Annotated in this window: 10 protein-coding genes, 1 tRNA gene and 2 pseudogenes; 8 read left to right on the forward strand and 5 right to left on the reverse strand. The window is 70.3% G+C overall.

Annotated features, from left to right (window positions below; genetic code table 11):
- On the forward strand, positions 1–1,119 hold a 1,119-nt coding region (locus B207_RS36155), incomplete at its 5' end, for an MFS transporter (protein WP_018640145.1).
- A gap of 323 nt (positions 1,120–1,442) precedes the next feature.
- Here B207_RS36155 and B207_RS0128720 read toward each other — a convergent pair.
- The 4 genes from B207_RS0128720 to B207_RS37655 all read right to left on the reverse strand — a co-directional run bounded on the left by B207_RS0128720 (position 1,443) and on the right by B207_RS37655 (position 4,373).
- Positions 1,443–2,327 (reverse strand): class I SAM-dependent methyltransferase, encoded by an 885-nt coding sequence (locus B207_RS0128720; protein ID WP_026311549.1) that lies wholly within the window; start codon positions 2,325–2,327, stop codon positions 1,443–1,445.
- A 230-nt stretch (positions 2,328–2,557) separates the two neighbouring features.
- Positions 2,558–2,902 carry a hypothetical protein gene (locus B207_RS0128725; protein ID WP_018640147.1) on the reverse strand — a complete coding sequence of 115 codons (345 nt, stop codon included), beginning with the start codon at positions 2,900–2,902 and terminating at the stop codon, positions 2,558–2,560.
- The gene (locus B207_RS40870; RefSeq protein WP_018640148.1) at positions 2,899–3,354 is read right to left on the reverse strand and encodes a hypothetical protein; all 456 of its coding nucleotides are present in this window, start codon (positions 3,352–3,354) and stop codon (positions 2,899–2,901) included. Before B207_RS40870 ends, B207_RS0128725 begins: the two co-directional genes overlap by 4 nt.
- Positions 3,348–4,373 carry an ATP-binding protein gene (locus tag B207_RS37655; protein ID WP_018640149.1) on the reverse strand — a complete coding sequence of 342 codons (1,026 nt, stop codon included), beginning with the start codon at positions 4,371–4,373 and terminating at the stop codon, positions 3,348–3,350. Before B207_RS37655 ends, B207_RS40870 begins: the two co-directional genes overlap by 7 nt.
- Before the next feature lie 357 nt (positions 4,374–4,730).
- On the opposite strand from B207_RS37655, the gene B207_RS0128740 reads away from it, so the two are divergent.
- The 3 genes and pseudogenes from B207_RS0128740 to B207_RS43225 form a co-directional block, all read left to right on the forward strand.
- On the forward strand, positions 4,731–5,633 hold the full coding sequence (locus B207_RS0128740; protein WP_230205294.1) for a helix-turn-helix domain-containing protein: 903 nt from the start codon (positions 4,731–4,733) through the stop codon (positions 5,631–5,633).
- A complete protein-coding gene (locus B207_RS0128745; protein WP_018640151.1) occupies positions 5,630–5,854 on the forward strand; it encodes a DUF397 domain-containing protein in 225 nt (74 codons plus the stop codon). The genes B207_RS0128740 and B207_RS0128745 overlap by 4 nt, the downstream gene beginning before the upstream one ends.
- Positions 5,855–5,983: 129 nt before the next feature.
- Positions 5,984–6,566, forward strand: a pseudogene (locus B207_RS43225) (integrase core domain-containing protein); the annotation flags it as partial.
- A gap of 49 nt (positions 6,567–6,615) precedes the next feature.
- On the opposite strand, the gene B207_RS0128755 reads toward B207_RS43225, so the two are convergent.
- Positions 6,616–6,692 (reverse strand) — tRNA-Met (locus tag B207_RS0128755).
- A gap of 193 nt (positions 6,693–6,885) precedes the next feature.
- Here B207_RS0128755 and B207_RS39205 point away from each other — a divergent pair.
- From B207_RS39205 to B207_RS0128775, 4 genes and pseudogenes are all read left to right on the forward strand, one after another.
- A pseudogene (locus B207_RS39205) lies at positions 6,886–7,120 on the forward strand (transposase); the annotation flags it as partial.
- Between the two features lie 268 nt (positions 7,121–7,388).
- Positions 7,389–12,683, forward strand: coding sequence for a DEAD/DEAH box helicase (locus B207_RS0128765; RefSeq protein WP_018640154.1), 5,295 nt, complete (start codon positions 7,389–7,391; stop codon positions 12,681–12,683).
- Positions 12,680–15,688: a helicase-related protein gene (locus B207_RS0128770; protein WP_018640155.1), complete on the forward strand. Its 3,009-nt coding sequence runs from the start codon at positions 12,680–12,682 to the stop codon at positions 15,686–15,688. The genes B207_RS0128765 and B207_RS0128770 overlap by 4 nt, the downstream gene beginning before the upstream one ends.
- Positions 15,685–18,822 carry an Eco57I restriction-modification methylase domain-containing protein gene (locus B207_RS0128775; RefSeq protein WP_018640156.1) on the forward strand — a complete coding sequence of 1,046 codons (3,138 nt, stop codon included), beginning with the start codon at positions 15,685–15,687 and terminating at the stop codon, positions 18,820–18,822. The genes B207_RS0128770 and B207_RS0128775 overlap by 4 nt, the downstream gene beginning before the upstream one ends.
- Positions 18,823–19,081 lie beyond the last annotated feature (259 nt).

A 19,081-nucleotide genomic window follows, 5' to 3' on the forward strand; every position in this document is an offset into this window, starting at 1 on the left:
CTGCCGATCATCGCCGTCCTCGTCCTGCACGCCTCCGCCTTCGAGGTGTCGTTGCTGTCCGGCCTGGCCGGGCTCACCGCCGCCGCGGTTCTACTGCCGCTGGGCGCCAGCATCGAACACCGGCGCAAACGACCCGTCATGATCGCGGCGGATCTGGCGCGGTTCGCCGCGTTCGCCAGCGTGCCAGCCGCCGCCGCACTGCACCTGCTCACCTACCCGCAGCTGGTCGCGGTCGGTGCGATCTCGACGGCCGCGTCGATCGCCTTCGGTGCCGCCAGCGGGGCGCACCTGAAAGCGATGACGGATCCAGCAGGGCGTTTGGCGACAAACAGCTGGTTCGAGACCGCCGACTGGGTGTCAGGTACGGCGGGGCCGCCAGTGGGCGGACTGCTGATCGGTGGCATCGGGGCCACCGCGACGGTGGCCATCGACGCCGCGTCCTACCTCGGCTCCGCCCTGGGCGTGCGACGCATCCGCGCGAGCGAACCGCCGCCGCCCGAGCGCTGCGCCGATTCCGGCATCCGATCAGGATGGCGCTACCTCCTCACCCACCCTGAGCTGAGGCCCCTGTTCTTCAACGCGATGCTGTTCGGCGGCTCCGTCGTCATGACCTTTCCGCTGCTCGCGGTCCTCATCCTCGACGAACTCCGCCTGCCCGCGTCTGCCTACGGCCTGGCGCTGGGCGTGCCGTGCCTCGGCGGGATCGTCGGGTCACGGCTCGCGCCCGTCCTCGCGCGCAGGTTCGGGCAGCAGCGTGTGCTGCTCGTCGCCGGGGCGGCGCGCGCTCCCTGGCTGCTGCTGTACCCGCTCGCGCCCCACGGCCCGACCGGACTGGTGATCATCATGGTGGCGGACACGGCCATCCTGACCTGCGCGGGAGTGTTCAACCCGGTCTTCGCGACCTACCGAATGGAGGTCACCGCCGACGCCTACATGGCCCGCGTACGGACTGCCTGGGGGATCAGTTCCAAGACCGTGCAGCCGCTGTTCATCTTCGCCGGCGGCGGCCTCGCCGCCCTCACCGACGTCAGAACCGCGCTCCTGATCGCAGGGCTCGCCTGCACGGCCAGCGTCGTCCTGCTGCCATACCGGACCTTGCCGAAGAAGACTCGGCCCTGAGCATGATCCGCCCGGAAGGATGGCGGGCCCGCCGGAGGTGAAAGCGGTCCGGCCCTCCGCCATCCCCCGCCAGACCAGTCCGGGTAACTAAATCTGCGAGCAACTCGCCTCGAACAGCTTGACGGGTTCCGGCGGCGCTGGTCCGGTGCTCGAGGAGCAGGATCGCCGATCGGTGCCCGGTGAGTCGTAGCGGTACGGCCACTGCCACGGCGAGAGTCAGCGCCGGGTGGGAACGGCTCGGCTTCCTCGTCGGTGCAAGGTCTCGACCATGACGCTGATCCACAGGGGGAGACGGCAACCGCGGTGGCGAGCAGGGCGGGCCGTCACCTGGCGATATCTGGTTTGACCATGGTGAGGTAGGCGATGGGGGTTTCCAGGATGATGGGGCGGCGGCGGGCGGTCGAGCGCCACGCATCGGCGTAGCGGCGGGCGAAGGAGACGCCCAGGACGCGGCCGATTGCCTGGTAGGAGGACTCGCCAGCTGGGCCCGTGGCGCGCAGCGCGGCGTCGGCCGCGGCCACCCCTATCAGGGGGACAGTCACCGTTTCTTCGGTGTGTTCGATCTGGGTGAGGCCGGCGAGGCGGCCGTTTCCGACGGCATGCGCCACGGTGAAGGCGTGGGCGGCTGGCCGTACGCCGGCGAGGACCCTTTCGGCCTGGGTCATCTCGTGTGCGCTGAGGCCGTCGAGGTTGACGGGTCTGCGCTGGCCCAGTAGGAGTTCGCAGACCGACAACCGTCCTCCCGGTGTGAGGACACGGGCGATGTCGATCAGCATGCGGCGGGGGTGTGAGAGCGGCGCGAGGACGCTGCGGCCGATGACCGCGTCGACACTGGCATCAGGCAGCGGCAGGGGGCGTTCGGCGAGGTCCCAGACCGAGCCCCAGGTGTGGCCGTTCTCCGGGGTTGGTCGGATCTGGTGCAGCGCGGCGGCGGTCGGGGTCAGGGTCGTGACGCTGCCGCCGGGGAGGACGGTCCAGAGCGCGGCCTGCGTGAGGGTCGATCCCTGGCTCAGGTCGACCAGGTCCTGCCCGGGGTGGGCTCGTGCGCCCGCGAGGAGCGTGGTCTCGACGGGAGACAGTCGGCGGCGGGCGTCAGGCTGGTCCTGATGACGGCGCACGATCAGGAGGTCCGCCTCGGGCTGTTCTGCGGCGGAGTAGCTGCCTGGCCGGCTGCTCCGTGCGGTTTTGGAGGGACGTTTTGAAGTCATGGTCATTCCTCGGATGTGCGGGCGACGGACGGTCGCCTTCCTGCCTGGCCCTCGTGGAGGAATCGGCACAGGCGGACTACCCCTCCCGCGAGACGGTGTAGGTGACCGTTGACACGGGCCTCACAAGGTGGTTTTCCGGGGGCGGGAGCAGGCTCTACGAGATGTTCAGGCACGGTGGCGAACACCGCCGCGGTGTCGTCGCCTGTGCTCATGGGTCGGATCGCTGCCGATCACCTTGTGTGACGTTGCTCAGGCGGTGTGCGTTGTGCCGGTACGCGGCACCAGGTGGGCCTACCGGGTGGGGCGTGGCCTGTCGTGCCGGCGAGCAGGGCGACGGCGGCGATGTTGACCTGGGTGCGGGCCGCGTCGACGTCGGCCTGGGCCTGCGCGGTGTCGTAGAGGTTGAGGGCGGCGCGTAGCGCGGCCCATTCCGGGGAGGCCGGATCGATCGGTGGGGTGAACGTGGCAAGCATCCGGCCGATCTCCTCCGAGGTGATCTTGGGTAGGGCGGCCATACGTGCGATGAGCGCGATCGGGCGCAGGGCGACGGGAACGAGAGGGGCAGGGGAGGTCATGCGGTCCGCCCACCCGGCAGTGCCCCGCCGACGTGGGCATCGAGGCTGGTCGTCGTCCACGCGGGCGTGACCCATCCGTCCCCTGCGGCCAGCGGACGGAAAAGCTGACGTGGCGGGCGCCACCGCCGGGCCGGGAATGTGTTCAGGGCAGGATCGGGGGTCGGATCACCGGTCCAGCTCTCTGCCCTGACGATCAGGGTGTTTCCGCTGCGGTCACGCTGGTTGCTGGGCGTGGGCACGTGAACGATCAGGTCCCGTGCGCGACTCCGGGGGCCGGGCCGGCGGTGGGTAAGGCCGACGAGGGGTCGGAACGGCGGCACGTCGAACGTCAGTGCCGCCACGGGCAACGTCCGCGCGCCGGCCGATGTCCGCGGGAACAGGAACCGGTCTCCCTGGTCGATCAGCAGCGTGGGGGCGGCGGCCTGCGGCGAGCGGCTGGAATCGGTCAGCACAAGCGCCCCGCCGTCATCCGGGCTACCGCGGCGCGCGGCGTGCGCGTCCTGGGCAGGGCGGCCTCAGCGTCGGGAAGGTGCCAGTCGTCCAGGGCCCGCAGCCTGTCAGCCACCCGGCGCAGCAGCGTCGGATCCTCCTCAAATGCCACCGGACTCATCGGGTCCGGCACAGGCTCGGCCGCGCGCTGTCCCAGCGGCACGATGGCCCTCTCGGCCCACGGTCGTACTGGCGGCATCGTCGCGGGTAGTGCTGCCCAGACGACCTTTCCGCCGGATTTCGCCCGATACCAGGACCATCGGCTGCTGAGCGCATTGACGAGGACCAGGCCGCGCCCGTCCTCCCCGTCGCAAGCCGGATCCCGCAGGACGGGTGGGGCGACGGTGTTGTCCCAGACCTCGATGAGGAGGCTGCTGCTGGCCGTGAGCCGCACCGCGACGATGCCCTCGGCTGCGCTTGCCTTCGCCGCGTTCGCGGTGAGCTCCGAGACGATCAACTCGGCGGTGCTCACCGCGTCGGAGTCCAGCCGCCATCGCCGCAGCACACGGACAGCGGCAGTACGAGCGGCGGGAACGGAGCTGAGGAGGGCGGGGAACCGTTCGACCGCCACGCAGATGGTCGGTGACCGTGCCGGGTTCTGACCGACTCCCGAGGATCGTGGTGGGTGCTGCTGGCCCGGTGGAACGGCCTGAGCGGAGACGTGGGACGGCGGGACGAGCGACACGATCGCGCCGCCGCGCGCGGTCACCGCATCCTCGAGGGAACGACGCACGTCCGGGGAACGCGGGAGATGGGTCGGGTCGGGGACCAGCACGACGGCCCGGTCAGCGCGCCCGACTGCTTCGAGGAGGGTCGTCAGAGCGGGGCGAGTGGCGTCGGTCGACCGGTTTTCCTGGTCCACATAGATGGTGTCCAGGCTCATCCCCTCGACGGCGGCATAGTGGCTGATCATGTCGCGCAGGCGGTGTGCCTCGCTGTCCTGGGCGCTCGCGACGCGGAGGTATCCGAACGCGGTCCGCATCACACGCCCCCCATGATCTCGTCGTTGCCCCACGTCAACGTCTGTCTGCGCGACCGAAGACCGTCCCGTTCGCCTCGCGCGCTGCTCCGCACCGTTGGCATCCGCACCATCCCGCTCCGGTCCGCGCACACGACACGGACACGCCCTCTGGCCCGAGCGCGGCGAAGCATGCGCAAGTGGCTACGCCATGCCGGACGTGGTCGTCACCCCCGTCACCCGCGAGCCCGTGGGCGGACCGTGGCGGGGTGGTGACGGCAACAGAATGCCTGCAATGCACGTCCCGTGCAATGCACGGGAGCTACCATGCGTAGGAATTTTCGTGCCGTTGGCTCCCCCTGCAGGGCGGTGCACGTGAAGGTGACAGACTCCAGCCGGGTTGAGCGTGACGAGGAGGCAGTCGTGGCCGGCGAAGCGACCCCGACGATGCGACGCCGGCAGGTCGGCGCGGAACTGCGCCGACTCCGGGAAGCAGCTGACGTCACGATCGACCAGGCCGCAGCCCACCTGCAGTGCTCGGCCTCGAAGATCAGCCGGATGGAGACGGGCGCGGGGATACAGCGCACCCGCGACATCACAGCATTGCTCGACCTCTTCGGCGTGACCGGCGAGCAGCTGCGCGACGAGCTGCTGGGGATGGTGCGCTCCGCCCGCCAGCAGGACTGGTGGCACAGCTACACCGACGCGGTGCCGCGCTGGTTCGAGCGGTTCATGGCCGCCGAGAGCAGCGCGGTGAGCGTCGAGGAGTTCGAGAACCAGCTCGTCCCCGGGCTGTTGCAGACACCGCAGTACGCGCGTGCGGTGCTACGGGCGGCGAACACCAGCCTCGACGACGACGAGATCGACCGCCGGGTGACCGTCCGGATGGAACGACAGAAGCGGCTCGCCGGCACCGACCCGCTCGCGCTCTGGGTCGTGCTCGACGAGTCCGTGCTCCATCGCCATGTCGGAGGGTCCGATGTCATGCGCGGCCAGCTCGCTCACCTGGCTGAGCGCGCCGCACAGCCGAACATCACCGTGCAGGTCCTGCCCTACGCCCTCGGGGCATACGCCGCGTTCGGCTACCCGTTCACGATCCTGGCCTTCTCCGCCCCACCAGGAGGGGAAGTCGTCCACATGGATCAGCTCCACAGCGGCCTGTACTTGGAACGGGACGCCGACCTGCGCCGGTATAAACTCGCCATGAACCGCCTACGGGCAGCGGCGTTGGACCCGGAGCGGTCAAGCAAGATGATCATCGAGGCCGCGGAGGAGATGGGATGAACAGCACCCCACCCGGCCCGACCAACCCCCTGCCGGGGTTGACCTGGCGCAAGAGCAGCTACAGCGGCGGGAACGGCGGGAACTGCGTCGAGGTCGCCGAGCTCCCCGACGGCGGACGAGCCGTCCGACACTCCAAGCACCCCGACAGCAGCGTCCTGTCATTCACCGCAGCCGAGTGGGAAGCGTTCCTCGCCGGCGCCCGCGACGGAGAATTCAACTAGACAACGGATACGTCGACTGCCGCGAACTGAGTGCAGCAGCCACCACCCGTCACGGACAAGGGCTGCAGTCTGCGCCAAACGGCTGGTCGGGTGGCCCGGGGGTGCGATCCCCCCGGGCCACCCGACCAGGTGTTCACCACCCGCCTGCCCGTCGGGAAAGACGGCCGTAACGCCCTGGAGACCGAACTACGCCACCTCGGCATCACCCAGAAGAACTCCCGCCCGAACCACCCCACCACCTGCGGCAAGGTCGAACGCGTCCAACAGACTATGAAGAACTGGTTGCACGCCCGACCCGCCCCGCCAGCCAGCCACCGTCGCTGACCTGCAGGTCCTGCTCGACGGGTTCGTCGGTGTCTACAACCACCACCGGCCCCGCCGCTCGCTCCCACACCGCGCGACCCTCGCCGCCGTCTACACCACCCTGCCCAAGGCCACCCCGAACCCCCCGGCTTGATCCGCCGACACCCAAGACCGCGTCCGCCGCGACACCGTCGACACCACCGGCGTCGTCACCCTACGCGTCGGCGGACGCCTCCACCACATCGGCATCGGCCGAACCCACGTCCTCCTGCTCGTCCACGACCTGCACGTCCGCGTCGTAGCCGTCGCCACCGGCGAACTCCTGCGCGAGCTCACCATCGATCCCGCCCGCGACTACCAGCCCACCGGCCGGTCTCCCGGACCAGCCCCGAAAAGCACATGGCCCTGAACCCAAGATCGTAGGTTCAGGGCCATGTCGATGTCTTGAGACATCACACTGGTAGCGGGGACAGGATTTGAACCTGTGACCTCTGGGTTATGAGCCCAGCGAGCTACCGAGCTGCTCCACCCCGCGTCGGTGCCCTTTACTCTACAGGGGCGCTGAGACCAGATGTCAAACGAGCGGGCCGACCCGTTTTTCGACCACCACGGGTCGGCCGATAATCCTCACTCCCCTGGCCTGCTGCGCCTGGGCGCATCGCCACCTCGACGTCCCCACCCTGTCGGTACTGGGCCTGCCGGCGGCCGGTGGGACCTCGGGTGGGACGGACGGCCGTGTGATCAATCTGCACTGGCCTGCTCGCGGTCGGGGTCGACGGCGACGGACTTTGGGAGATCATCGGCCTCGGCGTCGTGAGCAGCGAGGATGGGGCCGGCAGGTGGGCGTTCTTCCGCGGCCTGTTCGGCATCCGCCTGGTGAGCTCCGATGCCCACCGCAGCCTGGTCAACGCGATTGGGTCGACGCTGCCCGGTGCCTCGTTGCGGCGCTGCCGGACGCGTTTTACCTCCGGGTGGCGGTGAAGTCGCGGCGGACGTGGTCGGCGGGCGCCGGGGCCTGGCAACGACACTGACCAGGACGTCCAAGATTGGTCATCCGTGGGCTCCTCATGCCGAGGCTTGTCTCACACCCGGCATAGGACGGACTCAAAACACGCGCTCGCCGTCCTGGCGCTAAACAAGATCGCCAATGTCGCGGATACCCTCCGAGACTGTATGGGACCAGAGGACTACGGTGTGAGGTCCGAGTTCAGGGTGCTTTGGGGGTGCGCCGGTGGACGTGTTTGCGGTGCGCGACCGGCTGGTGCGGGACTATGAGGAGTTCGTTCGGGGGTTCCTGACGATCCGGAGCCCGCGGATCCGTGAGCACGTCGAGGACGCGGTCGCGGGCGGCTTGCTGTGGCCGGAGGCGTGGCTGTCGCTGAATCCGGCGTTCGAGCCCGGCGGGGAGATCACCGAGCTGGCTTACGGCGGCCCCGACGGCCTGCATCCAGGATGCGCGGATCTTTTTCGGATCGGTGGGCTGCCGATTCGGCTGCACCGGCATCAGCGGGACGCCGTCGAACTGGCCCGGGCTGGGGCGAGTTATGTGGTGACCACGGGGACCGGCTCGGGGAAGAGCCTGACGTACCTGGTGCCGATCATCGATCATGTGCTGCGCGTGGGCACCGGCGGCGGGATCAAAGCGATCATCGTCTATCCGATGAACGCGCTGGCGAACTCGCAGTACGAGGCGCTGCAGCGCTTCATTGGCAGCGACCCGCGGGTGACAGTCGCTCGTTACACCGGCCAGGAGAACGAGGAGCGCCGGCGGGAGATCCTGGCTGACCCGCCAGACATTCTGCTGACGAACTACGTGATGTTGGATCTGATCCTGACCCGGCCGGGGGAGCGGCGACAGCTGATCCAGCGGGCAGGCGGCCTGCGCTTCCTGGTCCTGGACGAGCTACACACCTACCGCGGCCGGCAGGGCGCGGATGTCGCGATGCTGGTCCGCCGGGTCCGGGAGGCGTGCGGCAGCCCTGCGGTGCAGTGCGTGGGCACGTCGGCGACCCTGGCGACCGAGGGCAGCCGCGAGCGACAGCACGCCGAGATCGCCCGTACCGCGTCCACGATGTTCGGTGTCCCGGTGGTGTCCGACCATGTGGTCGCTGAGACGCTGCGCCGGGCGACGGTTGACGTCCCCGCCGATCCCAACCGGCTGCGCGCCGCAGTCCAGCGGGCCGCCCCGCCCGGGGATCTTCGGGCTGATCCGCTGGCCAGCTGGGCGGAGACGCAGATCGGGCTGGCGGAGGAGGGCAGCCGGCTGGTGCGGCGCCGACCGCGGAAGCTCCTCGAAGTGGCGGCCGGTTTGGCCGAGGCCACTGGCCTGCCAACCACGGACTGCGAGCGGGTGTTGCGGGAGACGTTGCTGGCAGGTAGCCGGCAGGTGGACGCGTTCGGCCGGCCGCTGTTCGCTTTCCGGCTGCACCAGTTCGTCGGCAAGGGCGACACCGTCTATGCGTCCCTGGAGCCGGAGGATATCCGCTATCTGACGACCCGCCGGCAGCTGGCCCGTCCGGACAACCCGGACGCGACCCTCGTTCCGCTGGTGTTCTGCCGCGAGTGCGGCCAGGAGTATCTGGCGGTGACCCATCGGGGCGGCCGGTTTGGGGTGGCCGGCACTTCAGCGGAGGTGGAGAACGACGAGCAGGGCGGTTACCTGTATGTGTCGGCGGCGGATCCATGGCCGCGCGGGCGGGACGGGGTGGCCGGCCGGCTGCCCGACTCATGGCTGGCAGCGGACGGGTCAGTGTTGCCGAACCGGGCGAAGCTTCTGCCGGAGCCGGTCCGGATCGCCCTGGACGGCAGCCAGCTCGGCGAGCACGACCGTGACGGAGCTGGCGGGCTGGCGGCGGTGTTCGTCTCCGCGCCGTTCCGGTTCTGCCTGAACCGGGCTTGCAGGGTGTCCTACGAGTCGCCCCGTCAGCAGGATTTCGCGAAGCTGTCGAGCCTGGGTTCGGAGGGCCGCAGCTCGGCGGCGACGGTGCTCAGCTCCAGCCTGCTGCGTGCTCTGCACGGCCAGGACGGGTTGGACGACGACGCCCGCAAGCTGCTGGCGTTCACCGACAACAGGCAGGACGCATCCCTGCAGTCCGGCCATTTCAACGACTTCGTGCAGGTCAGCCTGGTCCGCGCTGCCCTGTACCGGGCGTGCGTGGCGGCGGGCCCCGACGGGCTGACCCATGAGGAGCTCGCCCGCTCGGCGGTTCGCACCTTGGCGCTGCCCCGAGAGCGGTACGCACAGGCACCGAAAGCAAAGGGATTTGCCCGGGAGGAGGCAGACCGGGCGCTGCGGCAAGTCATCGAGTACCGCCTTTATCTGGATCTGCAGCGCGGAGTGCGGATCACCATGCCGAACCTGGAGCAGACCGGCCTGCTAGTCGTCGGCTACCGCTCGTTGGACGAGGCGGCGGCCGACGAGGAGGCCTGGCGGGGCAGCGCGATGAGCGCGCTGCCCGACACCGACCGGCTGCGGCTGTTGACGGTGTTGCTGGACGAGATGCGCCGGGGTCTGTCTCTGCGCACCGAGGTGCTCTCCGCCGAGGGGTTTGAGCGGGTGCAGTCGCTGGCCGGTCAGCATCTGACCGAGCAGTGGCGGCTGGAGGAGCAACCGTTCCTCGCCGGTCGGCTGTTGCCCCGCCCCAAGCGTCCGCACGAGCCGCGGGTGGATCAGCACCTGTCGGGCCGGTCCGCCTATGGGGCGTTCCTGCGCCGCGAGGTGGGCCGGCTGACCGGTCACACCCCGTCCCTGGACGAGACGGAAGCCGAGATCGTCACCATGCTGACGATGCTGGCCGACGAGTATGGGATCGTCCACCGCCTCGAGGAGGAACCGACCCGTTCGGGCAGGAGCGGGAGCGGGGAGTCCGCCACCGATCCGGCGGAGGCCGGCTACCAACTGAACGCGGCGGCGTTGGTCTGGAAGGCTGGGGACGGCACCCGCCGGGCCCCGGACCCGCTGCGGGTCACCGTCAGCGGCCAGCCCGACTCGGACGAGCAGGGTGGCCGCAATGATCACGGCGGACGTCCGAACGGCTACTTCGTTCGGCTGTATCAGGAGCAGGCCCGGGAGCTGGCTGAGCTGTCATCGGCGGAGCACACCGCGCAGGTGCCGGCTCTCGTCCGGGAGCAGCGGGAACGGGACTTCCGCAGCGCGGAGCTGCCGGTGCTGTTCTGCTCGCCGACCATGGAGTTGGGCGTCGACATCTCGTCGCTGAACACGGTGCTGATGCGCAACGTGCCGCCGACGCCGGCGAACTATGCACAGCGGTCCGGGCGGGCGGGCCGGCAGAGCCAGCCGGCGCTGGTGGTGACGTACTGCACCAGTGGCAGCGCGCACGACCAGTACTACTTCCGCCGCTCGCAGGACATGGTCGCCGGTGCCGTCGCCCCGCCACGCCTGGACCTGGCGAACGCGGATCTCGTCCGCGCCCATGTGCAGGCGATCTGGCTGGCCGAGTGCACCCGGGAGGCGCTGGGCAGCTCGCTGGTCGACATCCTGGACGCGGCCGGCGACAACCCGCCGCTGACGCTGCGGGCCGAGGTCGCGGCGGCGATGTCGGACGATGGCGCCCGGCGGCGGGCGGCGGAACGGGCCCGCCGGGTCCTGGAGCAGACCCCGGAGATCACCACCGCCCCCTGGTATGACGAGGGCTGGGCTGGGCGGGTCGTGGCACGGGCGCGGGAGAGCTTCGACCGGGCCTGCGACCGGTGGCGGACGCTGTACCGCAATGCGCAGACCGAGTTCGCCGAGGCCAACAAGGTGATCACGGACGTGTCGGCGTCGAAGGACGCGGTGAAGGCGGCCCGGGCCCGGCGCAACGAGGCCGAGGCCCAGCTCGACCTGCTCCGTAACTCCGACACCTCGCTGGACCAGAGCGACTTCTACACCTACCGCTACCTGGCCTCCGAGGGTTTCCTACCCGGCTACAGCTTCCCTCGGCTGCCAGTCTCGGCGTTCATCCCGGCCCGCCGTGGTCGCCGCCAGTTCGACGGCGACTATCTCTCCCGCCCGCGGTTCCTGGCAATCAGTGAGTTCGGCCCAGGCGCGCTGGTCTACCACGAGGGCGCCCGCTACGAGGTGTACAAGGTAGCTCGGTCGCTGCGGGCGGACACCGGCAGTCAGCCCCGGCTCGCGCTGGAGTCGGCGAAGGTCTGCGCGACCTGCGGCGCGCTGCACGACGCCGCCGACGACGTGTGCACCACCTGCGGCTCCGAGCTGGCCCCGGCCTGGAACAACCTGCTGCGAATGACCACCGCGAGCACGATCCGCCGGCAGCGGATCAGCTCTGACGAGGAGGAGCGCCGCCACCAGGGCTTCGACATCCGCACCGCGGTGGCGATGCCCACCGAGGGCCCAGACCGCCGCGTCGAGGCAACGGTGCGCGCGGCGGACGGCACCCCGCTGGCCCGGCTGTACTACGCGGACACCGCGACGATTCGCCGGATGAACATCGGCCTGCGCCGCCGCCGGAGCAAGGAGCAGACCGGCTACCGGCTGGACGCCGCCACCGGTCGCTGGGCGCGGCGAACCGAGCAGCCCATCGACCCCGACGACCTGCCCGGCACCACGGCCACCGCCGACACCGCCGGCTCCGCGCGCGGCGAGCTGGTGATTCCCTTCGTGCAGGACAGCCGCAACGCGCTGATCATCGACTGGGTGACCGAGCTGTCCCCTCAGGCTCTGGCCAGCCTGCAGTACGCCCTCAAGCGGGCCGTTCAGGTCGTCTACAACCTAGAGGACTCCGAGCTGGCCGCCGAGGCGCTGCCGCACCTGGGGGAACGCCGCCGGATCCTGCTCTACGAGTCGGCCGAGGGCGGGGCGGGTGTGCTGCGGCGGCTGACCACCGACGGCGAGCTGGACACGGTGGCCCGCTGTGCGCTGGAGCTGCTCCACTTCGACCTGGACGGCGGAGACCAGGGCGCACCCGACGGGGTCACCGAGCGCTGCGCCCGGGCCTGCTACGACTGCCTGCTCTCCTACAAAAACCAGATCGAGCACGATGTGCTCGACCGGTTCCTCGCCCAGTCGCCGCTGCTTGCCCTGGCCGACAGCACCACCCACCGCGACCAGCCGGCCCCCGCCGCCCCGGCGACTGGCCTCATCCCATCCCAGCCCGCCGCCCATCCCACCGCGGACCCGGCCGACCCCGAGTGCCTAGGAAATACCGGGAAGCCGGACGATCCGACGGCAGGCGAGCCGGCTGCGGGCGACGGCGAAGAGGAGCCGGCCGAGCGTTTCATCGGCTGGCTGCGGATTAACGGCTACCGACTTCCGGACGCGACCGCCGTCCTGGTCCCGGAGGCGAATGCCCGCCCGGACCTGGTGTACCGGCTGGCCTACGGCGAAGTGGGCGTGTTCGTCCGCCGCGACCAACTCGGCGGGGCCGACAGGCACGCCGACGACGCGGCGATCGACCGGCTGGACACACTTGGCTGGACTGTGATCGAGATCGGTGACGAGAAGGAGTGGGCCTCCCAGGTGGCAGAGGTGCCGAGCGTGTTCGGAACCGGAGGTGCGGCATGACCGCCGCAACCTCCCCACAGCGGGCGTCAACCGACCATGCCCCGGCGCTGGTGTTCGCGGTCGGCTCGCTGGTCCGGGCCCGCGGCCGGGAGTGGGTCGTGCTCCCCGGCGGCAGTCCCGGCCTGCTCCTGCTGCGTCCCCTCGGCGGAACGGATGAGGAGATCGCCGGGGTACTGCCGGCCGTCGAACCGGTACAGCCGGCGACGTTCCCCCCGCCGGACGCCGCCGACCTCGGGGATGCGGCGAGTGCCCGGCTGCTGCGCGGCGCCCTGCGGCTGGGGTTCCGTTCGTCCGGCGGTCCGCTGCGCAGCCTTGCCGGCTTGGCCGTCACCCCCCGCTCGTACCAGCTGGTGCCGCTGCTGATGGCGCTGCGGATGGACACCGTCCGGCTGCTGATCGCCGACGGCGTCGGGATCGGGAAGACCGTCGAGGCCGGGCTGGTCGTCGCCGAGCTGCTCGCCCAGGGCAGCGCGGCCCGGTTCACGGTGCTGTGCTCGCCGTCGCTGGCCCAGCAGTGGCAGGGGGAGCTGGCCGAGAAGTTCGCCTTGGACGCCACGCTCGTGCTGGCGTCGACCGCCGGCCGGCTGGAACGCGACCTGCCACCCGGCGAGTCGCTGTTCGAGCACCACCCGTACACAATCGTCTCCACCGACTTCATCAAAGCCGCCCGCCGCCGCGACGAGTTCCTCCGCGCCTGCCCCGACTTGGTGATCGTCGACGAGGCGCACACCTGCGTGGCGGCCGACGACGGCAGCCGGGCCGGTCAGGCCGCCCAGCAGCGTCAGACTCTGCTGACCGGTCTGGCCGCCGACCCGGACCGGCATCTGCTGCTGCTGACCGCGACCCCGCACAGCGGCAAGACCGCTGCCTTCCGGGCGCTGCTCGCCCTGCTCGACCCGGCCCTGGCCGACCTGCCCGAAGACCTCTCCGGCCCGGCGCGTCGTCGCGACCGGGAACGGGTCGCCCGGCACCTCGTCCAGCGGCAGCGGGCCGACATCCGCGCCTACCTGGACGAAACCACCTCGTTCCCGGACCGGCTGACCACCGAGGAGACCTACCAGCTCAGCCCGGCCTACCGGGCGCTGTTCGATGACGTCCTCGCCTACGCCCGCGAAACCGTCCAGGACACCGGCGGCGGGCAGGTGGCCCGACGGGTCCGCTGGTGGTCGGTGCTGGCGCTGCTACGCGCCCTCGCTTCCTCCCCGGCAGCCGCGGCCGCAACCCTGCGCAACCGCAGCGGAGTCGCCGACGCCGGCAGCGTCGCCGAGGCAGACGCGATCGGTGAAGCCGGCGTCCTCGACCAGACCGACGCCGCCTCCCTCGACGGCGCGGACACCAGCCCGGGCGCCCAGCTCGACCCGGACCGCCATCGCCTACTGTCGATGGCCAACACCGCCGACCAGCTGCGCGGCAAGGCGGACGCGAAACTTACCACCGGCATCGAGATCATCCGGAAACTGGTGGCCGGCGGGGACACAGTCGTCGTCTTCTGCCGCTACATCGCCACCGCCACCTATCTGACCGACGCCCTGCGCGCCGAGGCGGCAAGCTCCACCGGCGGGGCGCTGCGCGGAATGGAGATCGCCTCGGTCACCGGGGCGATGCCACCCGACGACCGGGCCGGACGGATCGCCGACCTGGCAACGAAGACGGCCGGCACCACCCGCCGGATCCTCGTCGCCACCGACTGCCTGTCCGAAGGCGTCAACCTGCATCCCTACTTCACCGCCGTCGTCCACTACGACCTGTCGTGGAACCCCACCCGGCATGAGCAGCGCGAAGGCCGGGTCGACCGGTTCGGGCAGACCGCCCCGGTAGTGCGGGCAGTGACCTACTTCGGCGCGGACAACCCGATCGACTCTCTGGTCCTAGGGGTGCTGCTGCGTCGGCACGAGGCGATCCGCCGCGACACCGGGGTATCCGTGCCCGTGCCCGCCGACTCGGACACGGTGCTCTCTGCCGTCTTGGAAGGCCTGCTCGCCACCACAGCCACCCCCGATCAACTGGAACTGGACGGGATCGGTAGGGCGGCCCGCGCGGACCTGCTAGCCCGCTGGCAGTCCGCCGCCGAGCGGGAGAAACGTTCCCGCACCCTCTACGCCCAGGAACAGATCCGACCCGAGGAAGTTGGCCGGGAGGTCACGGCGATCCGCGCCAGCCTCGGTGGCCCGGCCGAAGTCGAGGAGTTCACCCTGACCGCCCTCGCCGCCCTGCGCGCCCCCGCCCACCCCGCGCTGGTGCCCGTCGCGTCCGGCGGCTCCGCGCCTGTTCGGGACGGCGGCGCGAAGGAGGGGGAGATCTACCGGGTGCTCACCGCCGGCCTACCCCCGGCGCTGCGCACTCAGCTCGTCGCGGCCATCGCGGCTGGCGCCGGCACCGGCGCGGACGGGGAGCTGTGGCTGGCCCGCGCGCTGCCGGCCCCGGCTGGCGTGGCGGTGTTGACCCGCACCGACGAAACAGTGGCCACGCTCGCCCGCTACATCCTCGACACCGCCCTTGACCCGGTCGGCGTCGACGAGGCGGACCGGCCGGCCCGCCGCTGCGGCGTCATGATCACTGATGCGGTCGACCGGCGCACCGTGCTGCTACTCGTCCGCTACCGGCTGCACCTGACCCTGCCCGGTCGGGACGGCCTGCGCCCCCAGGTCGCCGAGGAGGCCCGCGTCCTCGGCTTCACCGGCACCCCCACCGACCCGACCTGGCTCGACGACGACCAGGTCACCGCCGCCCTCGCCGCCCGCCCGGTCGCCAACTACCCACGCGACCTGGCCGTCGCCGACCTGCGCCGGCTCACCGGCCGCCTCGACACGCTCACCGGCCACCTCGACGAGGTCGGTGAGTACCTGGCCGCCGACCTGCTCGCCAGCCACCGCCGGGTCCGGGAAGCCGCCGGCAGCACCGGCAACCTGATTCGCCGTGGCCTGACCGTCACCGCCCAGCGGCCCGCCGACATCCTCGGCGTCTATCTGCACATTCCCCAGCGCAAGCCGGCGGTCCAGCCATGAGCGCGACCACGACTCCGGCCGCGACCGCCCCGATGATCGGTACGTTCACGACCGTCCGTAGCGTCGGCGGGCTGCTGCCCGTCGACACCCTCACCGCCATCCTCGCCGGCCGCGGTGTTAGCGGCCTCGACCCCGCCGACTACGGGCTGGTCGGCCGGGAAACCCTGCGAGAGGCGGCGAACCGATCGTTTACCCGACTGCAGGCCGCCTGGGCAGACTTCCGCCAGCTCGTCCCCCCCGGCCCCGTCACCGGCACACAGACCGAGGCCACCCGTAGCCGCTGGCTGCGAGTGCTGTTCGAGGAACTCGGCTACGGCCGCCTGCCCACCGCTCCCGCCGGTGGCATCACCGTCACGACCCCCACCGGCAGCCGTACCTACCCCGTCTCCCACCTGTGGGGACGCAGTCCCGTCCACCTGCTCGGCGCAGGTGTCAGCCTCGACCACCGCACGACCGGCGTGCCCGGGGCGGCGGGCGCGGTCCCGCACTCCCTCGTCCAGGAACTGCTCAACCGCTCACCCGACCTGCTGTGGGGGTTCGTCGCCAACGGCCTGCGGCTACGTCTGCTGCGCGACTCAGCCTCCCTCGTCCGCCAGGCCTATATCGAGTTCGACCTGGAGGCCATGTTCGACGGCGAGGTGTTCGCCGACTTCACCCTGCTGTGGCTGGTCGCCCATGCCAGCCGGGTCGAGCCTCGCCCCGACGGCGACGCCCGCCCTGACACCTGCTGGCTGGAGACCTGGCGCACCGAAGGCGTCACCCGCGGCACCCGGGCACTGACCGCCCTGCGCGACGGGGTCGCCCAAGCACTCACCGTTCTCGGCCGCGGCTTTCTGACGCACCCCGACAACACCATCCTGCGCACCGGACTCGCCGACGGGACCCTGCCCGGTCGGGACTACTACCGACGGCTGCTGCGCGTCGTCTACCAGCTGCTCGTCCTGTTCGTCGCCGAGGACCGTGATCTGCTCCACCCGCGAGAGGCCCCGCCCGCCGCCCGGCAGGCCTACGCCGGTTACTTCTCCACCGCCCGGCTGCGCCGACTCGCCCGCCGCCACCTCACCGGCGGACGTCACCGGGACCTGTGGGAAGCACACCAGCTCGTCCTTCGCGGCCTCGGCAGCGAAACCGGCCTCCCGGACCTGGGCCTTCCCGGCCTCGGCGGCATCTACGAACCCGACCAGCTCGGCCCGCTCGCCACCGCCGCGCTGACCAACGCCGACCTGCTCGCCGCCATCCGCGCCCTGTCCGTCATCCGGGACGAGACCGGGCTGCCCCGCCAGGTCGACTACCGCAACCTCGGCGCCGAAGAGCTCGGCGGCATCTACGAGTCGCTGCTCGAACTCGTCCCGCACATCGACCGGGAAACCGGCGAGTTCACCCTGGACATCACCGTCGGCCATGAACGCAAGACCACCGGCTCCTACTACACCCCACCCGGCCTGGTCGAAATCCTCCTCGACGAAGCACTCGATCCCGTGCTCGACGCCGCTGCGGCAGCGGCCGCCACCGACCCGGCCGCCGCGGAGAAAGCACTGCTGAAGGTGACGGTCTGCGACCCGGCCTGCGGCTCCGGGCACTTCCTCGCCGCCGCCGCCCGCCGCATCGCCCGCCGCCTCGCCGCTGTCCGCACCGGGGAGGCGGAACCGCCAGTCGAGGCCACCCAGCACGCCATGCGCGACGTTATCGCCCACTGCATCTACGGCGTCGATCTCAACCCACTTGCCGCCGAACTCACCAAGGTCGCGCTGTGGCTGGAAGCCCTCGACCCTGGACGGCCGTTCTCCTTCCTTGACGCCCACATCAAGGTCGGCAACGCCCTCATCGGCACCACCCCCGACCTGGTCGCCGCCGGCCTGCCCGAAGCCGCCTTCACCGCCCTCACCGGCGACGACCGCGACCAGGTCAACGCCTACCGCAAACGTAACCGCGACGAACTGAAGAAAGTTCGGGGCGGATACGATGAACTGCCCTTCGCCGACCCGTCGCAGGCGTGGCGGGCCGCGTTCCAGAAGTTGTCGAAACTGCCCGAAAGCAACCTAAGCGCCATTCACAACAAGCGGGACGAATGGCTGCGTGCCGAAACCGACCCGGACATCGCCCGTGCCCGTCTGGCCGCCGACGCCTGGTGCGCCGCCTTCGCCTGGCCCCACCGCCTCGACCCTGCCAAGGCCGCGCTCGCGGCGGAGCGCACCAGGAAGACAGGTCGGGGCACCCCGCACGCGGTCACCGAGCTACGAGCGGACCCGCCCCCGCCCACCACCACCGACATCACCCAGATCGACGAGGTCGGCGCGGAGGCCCTTACCACCGACCAGCTGCGGGTACTCGCCGAGCTGCGCGACCGGTACCGCTTCTTTCACTGGCCGTTGGAGTTCCCCGACATCCTGCCCGGCGGCTTCTCCTGCGTCCTCGGCAACCCACCCTGGGAGAAGATCAAGCTCCAGGACAAAGAGTTCTTCGCCGCTCGCGACCCCGAGATCGCGGGCGCCACGAACGCCGCCACCCGCAAGAAGATGCTCGCCAAGCTCCCAGAAGAGCGCCCGGCGCTGTGGGCGGAGTACCAGCGCTCCCTACGCGACTCCGACGCCGCCAGCCACTTCGCCCACGCCTCCAGCCGTTACCCCCTCACAGGCCGGGGTGACATCAACACTGCGCAAATCTTCACCGAACACAACCTGACGGTCACGGCACGGCGAGGTCAATTCGGAATCGTCGTCCCTAATAGCGTCACCACCGGAGACACCACCGCACCCTTCTTTCGGTATCTGATCAAGGGCTCCACCCTGGCCGGGATTTTTGACTTTGAAAACGAAGGAAAGATCTTCCCGGGCGTGAACAACCGGGTGGGATTTGCGCTTCTGATCGCCACCGGTGGGGAAGTCGTCGAGAATGCGTCCTTCGCATCCTTGGTGCAAAACATCAAAGATCTTCCGGATCGCCGGTTCAGTATCTCGCCGCAGGAACTTCTGCATGTGAACCCGAACAGCGGGACAGCTCCAGTCTTTCGGTCCCGTAGGGATGCCGAGATCACTATCGAAATCCATCGGCGAGTTCCCGTCCTGGTCAAAGAGGCCACGGAGAAAAACCTCGAAGAGAACCCAGGGCTGCGCAGAGATCGCACCAGGTTGTGATCAGTGACGTTCCGTAGCCACGTTGTGGGGCGCCTCAAGGTGCCTTGCGCGGAGCGGAGCGAGTTGGATGCGATCCCGCCACGCTCGCCCGGGATGGGCCGCACAAATCAAGGCCACGCACACCCGGATCAAATTCCGAGGAAACGACGCAGAGCTTCACCGGAGAAACTCCGGCAGCCGAATTACCGAAAACGTGGCCAGCCGTAGTGACGGAAGTGGCCTTCCAGTCGGATGATGAAAGCGCGACCAAACAAAACCC

This window comes from Parafrankia elaeagni (assembly GCF_000374165.1).
In the GTDB taxonomy this organism is placed as follows: domain Bacteria; phylum Actinomycetota; class Actinomycetes; order Frankiales; family Frankiaceae; genus Parafrankia; species Parafrankia elaeagni.

Excerpts from the sequence above, each read along its gene's own strand:
- B207_RS0128720 (WP_026311549.1), bottom strand. The coding sequence starts at position 2,327 with ATGACTTCAAAACGTCCCTCCAAAACCGCACGGAGCAGCCGGCCAGGC.
- B207_RS0128725 (WP_018640147.1), bottom strand. The coding sequence starts at position 2,902 with ATGACCTCCCCTGCCCCTCTCGTTCCCGTCGCCCTGCGCCCGATCGCG.
- B207_RS37655 (WP_018640149.1), bottom strand. The coding sequence starts at position 4,373 with ATGCGGACCGCGTTCGGATACCTCCGCGTCGCGAGCGCCCAGGACAGC.
- B207_RS0128745 (WP_018640151.1), top strand. The coding sequence starts at position 5,630 with ATGAACAGCACCCCACCCGGCCCGACCAACCCCCTGCCGGGGTTGACC.
- B207_RS0128770 (WP_018640155.1), top strand. The coding sequence starts at position 12,680 with ATGACCGCCGCAACCTCCCCACAGCGGGCGTCAACCGACCATGCCCCG.
- B207_RS0128775 (WP_018640156.1), top strand. The coding sequence starts at position 15,685 with ATGAGCGCGACCACGACTCCGGCCGCGACCGCCCCGATGATCGGTACG.